The following is a 13,167-nucleotide window of genomic DNA, read 5'->3' on the forward strand; positions in this document are numbered from 1 at the left end:
AAACAACACATCAACCGCCAAGGGTGCTTCATGCCCAATCTTGTCGTTTTTAGTGGAAATGCTCATCCACAATTCGCTCAAAAAGTCGTAAGCCATTTACACATTCCTTTAGGCTCTGCTTCAATTAACCGCTTTTCTGATGGTGAAATTGCTGTAGAAATTACTGAAAATGTACGTGGTAAGGACGTTTTCATCGTTCAGCCTACTTGTGCCCCAACCAATGATAACCTGATGGAAATCTTGGTCATGGCTGACGCGCTTCGTCGTGCTAGTGCTGGACGTATTACTGCTGTTATTCCTTACTTTGGCTATGCTCGCCAAGACCGTCGCCCACGTTCTGCGCGTGTGCCGATTACAGCTAAAGTCGTTGCTGACATGCTCACTACCGTTGGTATTGACCGTGTTGTAATGATCGATTTGCATGCTGACCAAATTCAAGGTTTCTTCGATATTCCTGTCGACAACATTTATGGTACACCTGCTTTGCTTGCGGACTTACGTCAACAACAACATGACAACCTGATGGTCGTATCACCAGATGTTGGTGGTGTTGTTCGTGCACGTGCCGTTGCAAAACAGATGGGCGATATCGATTTAGCAATCATTGATAAACGTCGTCAAAAAGCGAATGAATCTCAAGTGATGCACTTGATCGGTGATGTCAAAAATCGTGACTGCGTCATCGTAGATGATATGGTCGATACAGCTGGTACTTTATGTAAAGCAGCCGATGCGCTTAAACAATTTGGTGCACGCCGTGTTGTTGCTTATGCAACTCACCCTGTACTTTCAGGTAAAGCGCTTGAAAATCTACGCAACTCTGTGATTGATGAATTGGTTGTAACTGACACCATTCCTTTATCACAAGAAGCGATTGATTTAGGTAAAATTCGTCAGGTTTCTGTTGCAAGCATGGTTGCTGAAACCATTCGTCGTATTAACAACGAAGAATCTATCAGCGCGATGTTTGACAGCTATTTATAATATAGCTGCACAATTTTCCTAAAGCCCTGCTATAATGCGGGGCTTTCTATTAGCCAGATTGGTCGCAAATCTGGCTGTTTCGTAACTTAATGAGGATATCTCATGGCTAATTTCGTATTAAACGCTCAAGCACGTGCTGAAGACAAACAAGGGAAAGGTTCGAGCCGCCGCCTTCGTCGTGAAGCATTAGTTCCTGCTATCATCTACGGTGGTGAAGCAGAACCTGTATCTGTAACTTTACAACTTCGTGAACTTGTTAAAGCTCTAGAAAGCAATGCTTTCTTTGCTGAAGTTGTAGAAATCAAAATTGGTGACAAAACTGAAAGCGTTAAAATCCAAGCGCTTCAACGTCACCCTGCAAAAAACACTCCTATGCACGCTGACTTCAAACGCGCGTAATGGTAAGTGAGAGCGTAGTTTCGTGACTAAAATTTCGCTCATTGTCGGTTTGGGCAATCCTGGTAAAGAATATGCCCAAACCCGACACAATGCTGGCTTTTGGTTTGTTGAGCAACTCGCAGACCATTATGGCATTAGTTTAAAACCAGATCCCAAATTTTACGGTATCAGCGGTCGAGGTAACATTGAAGGTCATGATGTCCGTTTGTTACTCCCTACCACATTCATGAACCGTTCTGGGCAAAGTGTCGTTCCTTTCACCAAATTTTATCAAATCCAGCCTGAAGCAATATTAATTGCACATGATGAACTGGATATGAATCCTGGTGTGATCCGCCTCAAAACAGGTGGTGGTCATGGTGGCCACAATGGTCTACGTGACATTGTTCCGCATATTGGTGCCAATTTTCATCGTTTACGTATTGGTATTGGACACCCTGGTGCTAAAGAACGTGTTTCTGGTCATGTTTTAGGTAAAGCACCTAAAAGTGAACAGGATCTTATAGATGCAGCAATTGATCACGCATTGTCGAAGACCCAACTTTTGGTTGACGGTCAGGTTTCGCAAGCCATGAATCAAATCAATGCCTATAAACCGTAAATTCAATCTCTGATGGCATCTTTATGCACATCTCTTAAGTCTTTGAATGCCTTTTTTCTAGCAAACTGAGCAAATCGAGGAGATATTTGCATGTTATCACGTTTATTAAAATGCAAAATCCATCGCGCAATTGTCACGCATGCTGAGCTTCACTATGAAGGTTCTTGTGCAATTGACGGCATTTTAATGGATTTGGCAGGCATTCGTGAATATGAAGAAATTCATGTTTGGAATGTCACCAATGGTAAGCGTTTTACAACTTATGCTATCCGTGGTGAAGATCATTCAGGCATCATTTCCGTCAATGGTGGCGCTGCGCATCAGGCTGAAGTGGGTGATATCGTGATTATTGCAACATTTGGTGACTTCAATGAGCAAGAAGCCAATGCTCATAAACCACGCCTTGTCTATGCCAATCCTGACAATACAGTTAACCACACAGCTAACTGTATTCCTGTACAGGTTGCTTAACTTTTTTGAGTTTGGTCATGAGCATATTTCGATATGCTCAGATTACTGTACATAGCAGATTATTTAATATTTATAGTACGAATCATTCTATAGAAAGGATGATTTTTCACAAAAAATAACGCTATAATTTTGTCACATCGCTTCAGGGCGGGGCGCAACTCCCCACCGGCGGTAAGCTCACTCTCGAGCAAGCCCGCGAGCCAATGACTGGTGTCATTTGCAGATTTGGTGCAAATCCAAAGCCGACGGTATAGTCCGGATGAAAGAAGTCGACGTTTCAGAAGATTCACTTTTCAAGCTTTTGTCACGACCCCATTTTTTCGATCAGTCCTGAAATGTTCCTGTATCTAAATTACGTGAGCGTTTCATTATGTCTATTTTAATTCAGCCCGAATTATTTTTTTCCAGCCTGTCCCCTGCTGAACAACGCATTCAACAAGCCTTAGAAGACATCCGTCAAGGCAAACCTGTTTTGGTCATGGATGATTTTGACCGTGAAAATGAGGCAGATTTAGTTGTTGCCGCAGAAACTCTCAATGTAGAAACCATGGCACGTATGATTCGTGATGGCTCAGGTATTGTATGTTTATGTTTAACTGAACAGCTTGCTGACCACCTTGAACTTCCACCCATGGTGAGCAACAACTCTAGTCATTTCCATACCGCATTTACTGTCACCATTGAAGCAGCTGAAGGTGTGACAACAGGCGTATCGGCAAAAGACCGTGTAACCACCATTCGTGCTGCAACCAAAGACGGTGCTGTGGCCAGCGACTTAAATCGCCCTGGACACGTATTTCCATTACGCGCGCGTGAAGGTGGCGTTTTAACTCGCCGTGGTCACACTGAAGCTACGATTGATTTGGCTCGACTTGCAGGTTTAAAAGCAGCAGGTGTGTTGTGTGAATTAACCAACCCAGACGGCACAATGGCAGCAGGCATTCAGGTGTTATCTTATGCTCAAACTCATCATTTAACAGTCATTACCATTGAAGAATTGGTTCAATATCGTTTAGCTCAACACGTTTAATTTTTTAGCATCATCATCACAACGATGGTGATGCATTTTTCTCGCCGTATTTCTCAAATCTTTGCTGCAAAACATGCATCAATTGAGCAATCACAACTAAAATAACCGCACCAGTCAGCACAGGGAAAATCAGAAAACCCCAGTTATAATGCACCGATGATGCACTCAGCAGAATTAATAATGGATTTGCCCCTGCAGGCGGATGTACACACCCCAAAAGTTGCATCGATACAATCGCCAAGCCCACTGCAAATGCTATCGTAGCAATGTTAATCGGAATGTAATGCGCAAATGCTAGGCCTATAGCCGCCGATACCATATGCCCGATAATCACATTTTTAGGCTGTGCCAAAGGTGACTGTGCCGCAGCATACAGCAGGACGCAACTTGCACCGAACGGCGCCATAATCCACAACTGATGAGAAAGCTGAGTCAAATACAATAAAATGGCAATACTCAAACTTGCCCCCACCAATGCCTTCATTAAATCGGACATTGAATACTGCAATGATTTCAACATCACGTTCCCCCTGAATTGATTTTTGTCGATTTGCACGTTAAAATCAAAATAGTACAGATCTGTACTATTTACAAGAGCAAAAAGCATGTCAAAATCCGCAGCCAAAATTTTAAGTACCGCAGAGCAGTTATTTAATCAGCACAGTTTTAACGCAGTTGGGGTAGATTTAATTCGGGATGAATCAGGCTGTTCCAAAACAACGCTGTACACATATTTTAAAAATAAACAGCAACTTGTTGCTTCCGTACTGAAAAAGCGAGATGTTCAGTTTCGACAAAGTTTGTGTGATTTTGTTGGAGAGGCTCAAGGTTTAGCCGCACTTGAACAGATTTTTGACTGGCACATTCAGTGGTTTCAGCAAGATCATTTTAAAGGTTGCCTATTTGTACGGGCCGCTGGAGAGTCTTCACAGCAAGATACTGAAATTCTTGATCTTGCTAAGCAGCATAAGCACTGGTTATACGGATTTATTGCGCAGTACGCACAACATCTCAAGCAACCTCAGGCCGTCACTGAATTGTGTTATAACTTTTTAGAAGGATTGATAAGCCGATTTTTGGTTGAAGGTTTTCACGCAAAAATTGCCGAACAGAACAAACAACTCATGATCAACCTGATAAAAAATTTACAGGCTTAATCATCTGCCATTTGTAACAAGCTATGATGAATCCCGTCGGCACGCATCCAGGCGAATTCATAACTGGCTTTAGCCAGTGCCAATACACGTCGCTCAAATTCATCCCACAATGGCTTGACTTGTGCCTGCTGAATACCCAACCCACTTTCTTCGGCAAACTGGCGATGTTTTTCACAAATTTTAAGCGCATGATACAGCTTGCGCCCAATAGAGGCATCAGGTAACAAGCGTGTACGTTTTGAAACAATAAAACCCTCAACGTGTTGCAGATTGGCATGAGGCAGCATCGGCACTAAAATTTGATCTAACTGGGAATCCAGACGCTTCCAAACAATATGTTGCTGTTCAAGTGTATAAGTATTCCATTGAATCACTTCATGATTAAAACGTCGGCAGCCTAGACAGACATGATCACCAAATACAGTGGAACAACGCCCTGCACATGGGGTGAGTGTCGCAATGCGACGATCTTTACTCAAACCAACTCTCCTTCACAAGAACCATTCTCGCTTAATTTTCAAAATCACGCTAAAATACGCGCCTTATTTTTCTATCTTAATACATTTGGAGTCCCGCATGAACGCTACTGTAGAACAGCTTGCACCTGTAGAACAGCAAGCGACCGCTGATTGGGTTGTTGCCGCACTATATCAATTCAAAGAAATTCAAGACCCTGTTGATTTGCAGCAACGTCTACTTGACTTGGTTAAAACCATCAACCTATGCGGAACTCTAATTGTAGCTGATGAAGGCATTAATGGTACAGTTGCTGGAGATCGTCAAGCGATTGATACGATTCATCAATTTTTGCTCAATGAAGGCTTTAACGCAATGGAATATAAAGAGTCTCATAGCTCTGACAAACCATTTCGTAAAATGAAAATCAAGCTAAAAAAAGAAATTGTAACTTTGGGTGTCAAAGTAAAACCACGTGATTTGGTGGGTCATTATTTAGATCCTAAAGAATGGAATGAACTGATTGCGCGTGATGATGTCATTCTCATCGACACTCGTAATGATTACGAATACAAGGCTGGCACATTCAAAGGTGCGATTGACCCTAAAACTGAAACTTTCCGCGAATTTCCAGAATACGTCAAAAAAGAACTTGAGCAGCATAAAGACAAGAAAATTGCCATGTTCTGTACAGGTGGTATTCGCTGTGAAAAATCAACCTCTTTGCTTTTACAAGAAGGTTTTGAAGAAGTTTATCACCTCAAAGGCGGTATCTTGAAATATCTTGAAGAAACCCCTGCAGAAGAAAGCATGTGGGAAGGCGAATGCTTCGTGTTTGATGGCCGTACTGCCGTAACACATGGTGTTGAAGAAGGTCAAAATATTAAATGTCACGCTTGCGGCTGGCCACTTACCCCTGAAGAATCAGCATTGCCAAGCTATGAACATGGCGTATCTTGTGTGTACTGCATCAACAAAACCACTGAAAAACAAAAAGCGGGATTCCGTATGCGCCAATCTCAAATTGCCGCAGCAAAAAGAAAACGCCTATAAAATTCAGCTTTATTCAAGATTAAGCCATCAACAAGATGGCTTTTTTATTACGAAGAATCTTAATTTTTGACTAAAATTTCTTTTAATCTGTATGCAAAATCCGCTAATGTTTTGCAAAATCAAGTAAGAATAAGGTTGCATCATGCAAGAACAATTTTGGCTAGATAAATGGAAAAACAATCAGATTGGTTTTCATCAACAGCAAGTAAATGAATTTTTAGCAAAATATATCGACAAATTATCCTTACAAAAAAATGCTCGGATTTTTGTTCCGCTTTGTGGCAAAAGTCTGGATATGCATTGGCTGCTGGATCAGGGATTTCGCGTGGTCGCGGTTGAGTTAAGTGAGTTGGCAGTTGAAGAATTAATCAAAAGCCTAAACTTGCCTTTTGAAGAAATACCAAATCAACACCTTCGACATTTTCATCATCCACAAATCGACATTTTTAATGGCGATATTTTTCAACTTACCCAGCCGCTACTCGGCGATGTCGATGCAATATATGATCGGGCAGCATTAGTCGCCTTACCTGAAAACATGCGAGTTCAGTATGCGCAGCATCTCAAGCAAGTGACAAACAATGCTCCGCAGCTTCTGATTAGCTATGAATATGATCAGGATACTTTTTCAGGCCCACCCTTTTCAGTTCCCGAAGCAAAAATCAAAGGTTTGTATGATGATGTTTACGATATTGAGCCATTGATTCGCATTGAAAGATCCGGAGCATTCCAACAACAGGATGCGATTGAAACTGCATGGTATCTGGCAAAAAAAGATTAATGATTAACGCACTGAACTCGCAGAAGTTTTATCGTCTCACAAAAAAGCCTGACCATTGCGACAATGATCAGGCTTTTGCTACAGCAACAATAATTGACTATGACACGCAGAATGCCATCACGGCATCGCCTGTCATATCATCATGATTGTGTATGATACATCAAGAAAAGTTCATTTAGATTATCTGGAATTTCTTCTGCGAGTTCATCCATTAACTGACCGTTGCGACGGAAAGATTCCATTTGTGCATCTTCTTCATCAACGCCGCTAAAGATCATCATTGGCAAAGTCAGATCAACCAATTGTTCTTCAAACTCAGGCGTAAACCATGCTTCTTCGTTCAGGAACATGGCATCGACAAAACCAACACTCCAGTCACCCAAACTTGAGTCTACATCGGCTTCTTCAATTTCAAAAGGAAACTCGATTCCTTCTTCATTGGCAAGGCTTTGACGTAACTGTTCAAGCCATAATTTGACCTGCACCACAATTTCACTCGGCACTTTATTTGGGTTTCCATCAAACAAAGCATCAAGCCAAGTATCAAATTTTGGTCCAACAGCAATGGCACATAAAAATCCATGAGTTGCCGCAAAATCTAGACCATATTCGTTTTGGTCACCATCTAAATAATCACTTAACTGATCTAAATTCAAAGAACTCATTTTGATTCCATCATTGGTTACTAGAGTATGAGCATAGCATTGATAGGGCTGATATTCTAAATGCTTTTATGCATCATCATCGCCCGCGTCATCATCGTCGAAATCATAATCAAAGTCTTTTAACTCGCGCTCCAAACGACGTTGCGCAAGTAAGTCATCAATTAAACGACGTTTTTCTAATGACTCTTTGGCACTGATTTTATTCGATGCCTCATCAAAGCTAACGTCATCATCGTAGTTATCATCTAGTTCAAAATCTGTAGAAGACACTCAAACTACCTCAACATAAAAATATAAATGTTTTACGCGCTATTTAGCGTAGTTATTTATTTTTGTCAAGATTTTTATGCATTTATATTTTTAGGATTCTGACTAAAATCTGCTTTTTTTCCGCGTTTTTTTTGTGTATTTATTAAGAATCTGGAGTTTTTCATCACAAAATTGCACGGACTTGAAAAAATTAAAAATGACACAATATTCATTCTACTTTAACAACACCAAAGATGTCATGAATTCGGCGCCTGCCCCATGATTTCTGAATTTTTTACACAAATTGTGCTATCATGCACGGTTTTTCACTGCCACAGATTCAACAAAGAGTAAGCAAAAGATGAGCGATATGCATTCCCCTACTTCTCAAGTAGCGGCTCTGATTAGCCGAGGCAAAGAGCAAGGTTACTTAACTTACGCTGAGGTTAACGATCATCTCCCAGACTCAATCACGGAAAGCGAACAGATTGAAGACATTATTCAAATGCTTCAAGATGTGGGTATTCCTGTTCATGAACGCGCGCCTGAATCTGACGATACTATGTTTGGCGAATCAACCGAAGCAGCCGATGAAGTTGCCGAAGAAGAAGCCGCTGCGGTACTTGCTTCAGTTGAAAACGAACCTGGTCGTACTACTGACCCAGTTCGTATGTATATGCGTGAAATGGGAACCGTTGAGCTGCTCACTCGCGAAGGTGAAATTAGCATTGCAAAACGAATCGAAGAAGGGATTCGTGATGTATTAAATGCGATTGCTTACTGGCCAAATGCGGTTGAAGTTGTCCTCCAAGAATATGAAGACTTTAACACGGGTGAACGCCGTTTAGCCGATATTTTATCAGGGTACCTTGACCCTGAAACCGACGATGACATTCCAGAAGTCCTCGAGGAAGAAGAAACCGAATTGGTCGATGACGAAGAAGATACATCGAAACCAGCCAAAGAGGTCAAACTTGACGACGACGACGAGGAAGAAGAGTCGGAAGGTGATGACGATTCTGAAGGCGATTCAGGCCCAGATCCAGAAGTTGCAAAAGTTCGTTTTGCAGAGCTAGAGCAAGCTTGGAGCAAAACCAAAGCAGCGATTCAACAACATGGTCGTAACTCGAAAGAAGCCGATGAAGCGTTGGTCACTCTTGCAACCGTGTTTATGATGTTCAAATTTACGCCTCGTTTGTTTGATATCATTTCTGAAATGATTCGTGGTACGCATGACCGTATTCGTACTGCTGAACGAGAAATTATGCGTTATGCTGTACGCCGTGGCCGTATGGATCGTAACCAGTTCCGCACTACATTCCCTAAACAGGAATCTAACCCTGCATGGCTTGATGCTCAGCTTGCTAAAGTTTCTCCAGACGTTAAACCGTATTTGGAAAAAGTTCGTCCAGATGTCTTGGCATTCCAGCAAAAAATTGCAGATATTGAAAATGAACTCGGTCTAAATGTTCAGGAAATCAAAGATATTTCTAAACGTATGGCGATTGGTGAAGCTAAAGCACGCCGCGCTAAAAAAGAAATGGTTGAAGCCAACTTACGTCTAGTAATTTCGATTGCGAAAAAATACACCAACCGTGGTTTGCAATTCCTTGACTTGATTCAAGAAGGTAACATCGGCTTGATGAAAGCGGTCGATAAGTTTGAGTATCGCCGCGGTTATAAATTCTCGACGTATGCAACGTGGTGGATTCGTCAGGCGATTACCCGTTCGATTGCTGACCAAGCACGTACCATTCGTATTCCAGTCCACATGATTGAAACGATCAACAAGATCAATCGTGTATCTCGCCAGCTTCTTCAAGAAATGGGTCGTGAACCAACGCCTGAAGAGTTAGGTGAACGTCTGGAAATGGATGAAGTTAAAGTTCGTAAAGTGCTGAAAATTGCCAAAGAACCGATTTCGATGGAAACTCCGATTGGTGATGATGAAGATTCGCATCTTGGTGACTTTATTGAAGATCAAAACATCACTTCACCAGTAGATGCAGCGACTTCAGAAGGCTTGAAAGAAGCAACTCGTGAAGTGCTTGAAAACTTGACTGAACGTGAAGCCAAAGTCTTGAAAATGCGTTTTGGTATTGATATGCCAACTGACCATACGCTTGAAGAAGTAGGTAAACAGTTTGATGTAACACGTGAACGTATCCGTCAGATTGAAGCCAAAGCGCTACGTAAATTGCGCCATCCTTCACGCTCAGAACACTTACGTTCATTCTTGGAAAATGATTAATCGGGATTCTTGATTTTTCAGGAAACTACCCCATTTTATCTTTAAAGAATTAAAAAACGCCTGCTCTTGCAGGCGTTTCAACTGCTGAGAGCACCTATGTTAGATCGCACACCTTCTCGTGAACTTCGTGAAGACCTTTGGGTATTCCCAATGGAATATCCTATTAAACTCATTGGCAATGCAGGTACAGAACTGCGCATTGCTGTGGTAGAAATCTTGATCAAACATTTCCCTGAGTTTGATGAAGCCACTTTGGCTGTACAACCTTCGCGTACAGGAAAATACCATTCGATTACTGCCCAGTTGCGTTTTGAGGAACTTGAGCAAGTTCACGCATTGTATGCAGACTTGGCAGCTTGCCCTCATATCCGAACTGCGCTTTAATCCTAAACCAGATGCCTAAAACATCTGGTTTTGTTTTTTATATAAGGTTTTTCATTCCATGGATGCATCTACTCTCCAGCAGTCACCGAAACTGATTATTCGTATTTTCGATAACTTACAAGATTATCAAGCCAAGTTTTCAGAAATGAAAACCTTCACTGAAACACGTGAAGCAGATACTCACGATGAGTTGTGGCTGTTGCAGCATCAAGATGTACTCACTCAAGGACAATCTGGAAAACCCGAACATATTTTGGTTAGCAGCGATATTCCCGTGGTACAGTCAGATCGCGGTGGTCAGGTGACATGGCATGGCCCAGGGCAAATGATTGCTTACTTCCTGTTTGACCTCAACCGCTTAAAATGGCATGTGCGTACACTGGTCAGCTTTGCCGAGCAACTGATGATAGACCTGCTCAATAAATACCAAATCGAAGCGTATGCCAAACCTGATGCACCAGGTGTCTATGTGGATGGTCGTAAAATCGGTTCTTTAGGTTTTAAAATTCGTCGTGGTCGCAGCTATCATGGTTTATCCCTGAATATTGACTGTGACCTGCACGGTTTTCAGACCATTAATCCATGTGGCTACGCTGGTTTGGAAATGGTGCGTATTCAGGATCTTGTCGAAAATCATCCTAAATTTACACAACTTAGCCAAGACGTGATTGAATATTTAACACAAACTCAGTACTTTAAAGAAATTGAGGTCATTCTGGAAAAATAACCTTTTTCTGGCTCTCTCTTTCAGATCAATAAATACAAAAAAGGACAAGTACGTGTTCACTAAGCCGTTAAAACCAGCAATGCAGCAAGCTTACGTCAAGCTCATGATGAGTGTTATTGGCAACGGCTTGGTGATTGCCAGCCAAGTTGACTCCGAAATTCAGCAAGAAATTGCTAAATTCCCTGAAAATTTCACGCTATCCATGAAAGTTTTTCCACATGGCCCAGCATTTACTGCGAGAGTCAATCAGCTTAAACAACTTGAATTGGTTGATGAACCAAGTGGTAAACCTGATCTATGCATTATCTTTAAGCATTTGGAACATGCTTTTCTGGTTTTTTCATTTCAGGAAAGTACCGCGCGTGCCTTTGCCAATGACCGCATGATTGCCGATGGTGACGTTTCTTATGCGATTCGCCTTGTGCGCTGTTTAAACAAAATGGAATCTCTGATTTTACCCAAACTGATCGCCTCACTTGCGGTCAAACAATACCCAGAACAACTTGGCTTTAAAGAAAAATTATCCAACGCCAGCCTGATCTATTTAAAACTTGCACAATCCTTTCTAAAACGGAGCGCATAAGCACATGACAAAAGCGTATTATGAATTTTTCTGTCCAGTCAAAGTCATTGCAGGTCACGCGGCTTTAGAACATATTCCTTTTGAACTCGCTACTTTAGGTGCAAAACGTCCACTGATTATTACTGATAAAGGCGTACGCACCAATGGTTTGCTTGAACCGATTGAAACAGCATTTAGCTCAACCGATGCTGAAATCGGCTTTATTTTTGATGAAGTGCCACCCGATTCAAGCTTAGAAACTGTAAAAAAAGCAGCAGCTTTTTATCGTGAACATCAATGTGATGCGCTTCTTGCAGTCGGTGGTGGCTCGGTGATTGATACGGCCAAAGCCACCAATATTTTAGTCACTGAAGGCGGTGATGATTTACTCAAATATTCAGGTGCACATAATTTACCTAAACCACTTAAACCTTTTTTTGTGATTCCAACCACATCAGGTACAGGCTCTGAAGTCACCATGGTGGCTGTGGTTTCTGATCCTGTCAAAAATGTCAAAATGGCATTTGCTTCTTACTACCTGATGCCACATGCTGCGATTCTTGATCCACGCATGACACAAACCTTACCTGCGCACCTGACTGCCATGACCGCCATGGATGCCATGACGCATGCCATTGAAGCTTATACGTGTATGGCAGCAAATCCACTGAGCGATGCTTATGCCACCGCAGCAATCAAGAAAATCAGCCAGAACCTGTTTAAAGTTCTGGATAATCCTAAAGATGCAGAGGCACGTTTAGAACTGGCACAAGCATCGACCATGGCAGGTATCGCCTTCTCTAACTCTATGGTTGGCTTGGTACATTCTCTTGGGCATGCGCTGGGTGCAGTTACACATTTACCTCATGGTCTATGCATGAACCTGTTCTTGCCTTATGTGCTTGAATACAATAAGTCAGTCAATGGCGATAAAATTGCAGAGCTGTTGTTACCTTTGGCGGGTGCAGATATTTATGCACAAACCCCAGCCGATCAACGTACTGACAAAACCATTGAAACCATCTACAGCATTCGTGACCATTTGTATGAACTTACCAAATTGCCACGTAATTTGCGCGAAACAGGCAAAGTCAGCGAAAGCCAGTTAGATGAGGTTGCAGAAAAAGCCTTAAATGATGGCTCGATTATTTATAACCCGAAAGAAGCCTCTTTAGCTCAGTTACGAGAAATCTTGCAAAAGGCGTGGTAAACCGACGAAATAAAAAAACGCCCATTGTCACTGGTACATTGGGCGTTTTTTGTTATATAAGAATTAACTACAATGCAAAGATCGTTGAATTGGCAGAAAAATTGCTAAAGGAATACTGCAATTAATTGCTGACAACAGATATCTATTTACGATAAAGTTGCGCTCTTTGTTAAAAATATGGGGGGAT

The 13,167-nt window shown here is 41.8% G+C and carries 17 protein-coding genes and 1 riboswitch; of the genes, 13 read left to right on the forward strand and 4 right to left on the reverse strand.

Features of this window, described 5'->3' with window-relative positions; all coding sequences use genetic code 11:
* Window positions 1–30: 30 nt before the first annotated feature.
* From P255_RS09250 to ribB, 5 genes are all read left to right on the forward strand, one after another.
* Window positions 31–984 (forward strand): ribose-phosphate pyrophosphokinase, encoded by a 954-nt coding sequence (locus tag P255_RS09250; RefSeq protein WP_004751091.1) that lies wholly within the window; start codon window positions 31–33, stop codon window positions 982–984.
* A 102-nt stretch (window positions 985–1,086) separates the two neighbouring features.
* Window positions 1,087–1,383, forward strand: a complete 297-nt coding sequence (rplY, locus tag P255_RS09255; protein ID WP_004899990.1) for a 50S ribosomal protein L25 — start codon at window positions 1,087–1,089, stop codon at window positions 1,381–1,383.
* A gap of 22 nt (window positions 1,384–1,405) precedes the next feature.
* Window positions 1,406–1,984, forward strand: a complete 579-nt coding sequence (gene pth / locus P255_RS09260) for an aminoacyl-tRNA hydrolase (RefSeq protein WP_004899988.1) — start codon at window positions 1,406–1,408, stop codon at window positions 1,982–1,984.
* 90 nt (window positions 1,985–2,074) lie between these two features.
* Complete coding sequence (gene panD, locus P255_RS09265) at window positions 2,075–2,455, forward strand: aspartate 1-decarboxylase (protein WP_004899985.1); 381 nt, start codon at window positions 2,075–2,077, stop codon at window positions 2,453–2,455.
* Window positions 2,456–2,590: 135 nt separating this feature from the next.
* A riboswitch (FMN riboswitch) is annotated at window positions 2,591–2,730 on the forward strand.
* A gap of 95 nt (window positions 2,731–2,825) precedes the next feature.
* Window positions 2,826–3,485, forward strand: coding sequence for a 3,4-dihydroxy-2-butanone-4-phosphate synthase (ribB, locus tag P255_RS09270; protein ID WP_004751085.1), 660 nt, complete (start codon window positions 2,826–2,828; stop codon window positions 3,483–3,485).
* Between the two features lie 16 nt (window positions 3,486–3,501).
* On the opposite strand, the gene P255_RS09275 is transcribed toward ribB, so the two are convergent.
* Window positions 3,502–4,005 carry an HPP family protein gene (locus P255_RS09275; RefSeq protein ID WP_004899983.1) on the reverse strand — a complete coding sequence of 168 codons (504 nt, stop codon included), beginning with the start codon at window positions 4,003–4,005 and terminating at the stop codon, window positions 3,502–3,504.
* A gap of 85 nt (window positions 4,006–4,090) precedes the next feature.
* Between P255_RS09275 and P255_RS09280 the strand changes: the two genes are divergently transcribed.
* Window positions 4,091–4,642, forward strand: coding sequence for a TetR/AcrR family transcriptional regulator (locus P255_RS09280; protein ID WP_004899981.1), 552 nt, complete (start codon window positions 4,091–4,093; stop codon window positions 4,640–4,642).
* Here the strand turns inward: P255_RS09280 and P255_RS09285 are convergent.
* Window positions 4,639–5,121 carry a DUF1289 domain-containing protein gene (locus tag P255_RS09285; RefSeq protein ID WP_004899980.1) on the reverse strand — a complete coding sequence of 161 codons (483 nt, stop codon included), beginning with the start codon at window positions 5,119–5,121 and terminating at the stop codon, window positions 4,639–4,641. The two genes, P255_RS09280 and P255_RS09285, sit on opposite strands and share 4 nt — an antisense overlap.
* Before the next feature lie 97 nt (window positions 5,122–5,218).
* Here P255_RS09285 and trhO point away from each other — a divergent pair, with 97 nt between their 5' ends.
* Both trhO and tmpT read left to right on the forward strand, forming a co-directional pair.
* Entirely contained in the window at window positions 5,219–6,151 is a 933-nt protein-coding gene (trhO, locus tag P255_RS09290; protein WP_004899978.1) for an oxygen-dependent tRNA uridine(34) hydroxylase TrhO, read from the forward strand.
* Window positions 6,152–6,293: 142 nt separating this feature from the next.
* Entirely contained in the window at window positions 6,294–6,932 is a 639-nt protein-coding gene (gene tmpT, locus P255_RS09295; RefSeq protein WP_004899976.1) for a thiopurine S-methyltransferase, read from the forward strand.
* Window positions 6,933–7,072: 140 nt separating this feature from the next.
* Here the strand turns inward: tmpT and P255_RS09300 are convergent, their stop codons facing one another.
* Together P255_RS09300 and P255_RS09305 are read right to left on the reverse strand one after the other, a co-directional pair.
* The gene (locus P255_RS09300; protein ID WP_004751073.1) at window positions 7,073–7,597 is read right to left on the reverse strand and encodes a YecA/YgfB family protein; all 525 of its coding nucleotides are present in this window, start codon (window positions 7,595–7,597) and stop codon (window positions 7,073–7,075) included.
* A gap of 66 nt (window positions 7,598–7,663) precedes the next feature.
* The gene (locus P255_RS09305; RefSeq protein WP_004899974.1) at window positions 7,664–7,867 is read right to left on the reverse strand and encodes a PA3496 family putative envelope integrity protein; all 204 of its coding nucleotides are present in this window, start codon (window positions 7,865–7,867) and stop codon (window positions 7,664–7,666) included.
* Window positions 7,868–8,150: 283 nt separating this feature from the next.
* Between P255_RS09305 and rpoD the strand changes: the two genes are divergently transcribed.
* From rpoD to P255_RS09330, 5 genes are all read left to right on the forward strand, one after another.
* The gene (gene rpoD / locus P255_RS09310; RefSeq protein ID WP_228127506.1) at window positions 8,151–10,097 is read left to right on the forward strand and encodes an RNA polymerase sigma factor RpoD; all 1,947 of its coding nucleotides are present in this window, start codon (window positions 8,151–8,153) and stop codon (window positions 10,095–10,097) included.
* Between the two features lie 96 nt (window positions 10,098–10,193).
* Window positions 10,194–10,481 carry a YbeD family protein gene (locus P255_RS09315; protein ID WP_004899971.1) on the forward strand — a complete coding sequence of 96 codons (288 nt, stop codon included), beginning with the start codon at window positions 10,194–10,196 and terminating at the stop codon, window positions 10,479–10,481.
* A gap of 58 nt (window positions 10,482–10,539) precedes the next feature.
* Complete coding sequence (gene lipB, locus P255_RS09320; RefSeq protein WP_004899970.1) at window positions 10,540–11,208, forward strand: lipoyl(octanoyl) transferase LipB; 669 nt, start codon at window positions 10,540–10,542, stop codon at window positions 11,206–11,208.
* A 79-nt stretch (window positions 11,209–11,287) separates the two neighbouring features.
* On the forward strand, window positions 11,288–11,791 hold the full coding sequence (locus P255_RS09325; RefSeq protein ID WP_035365158.1) for a hypothetical protein: 504 nt from the start codon (window positions 11,288–11,290) through the stop codon (window positions 11,789–11,791).
* Between the two features lie 4 nt (window positions 11,792–11,795).
* Window positions 11,796–12,980: an iron-containing alcohol dehydrogenase gene (locus P255_RS09330; RefSeq protein ID WP_004899966.1), complete on the forward strand. Its 1,185-nt coding sequence runs from the start codon at window positions 11,796–11,798 to the stop codon at window positions 12,978–12,980.
* The last annotated feature ends 187 nt before the right edge of the window (window positions 12,981–13,167 follow it).

This window comes from Acinetobacter brisouii CIP 110357 (assembly GCF_000488275.1).
Taxonomy (GTDB): Bacteria; Pseudomonadota; Gammaproteobacteria; order Pseudomonadales; family Moraxellaceae; genus Acinetobacter; species Acinetobacter brisouii.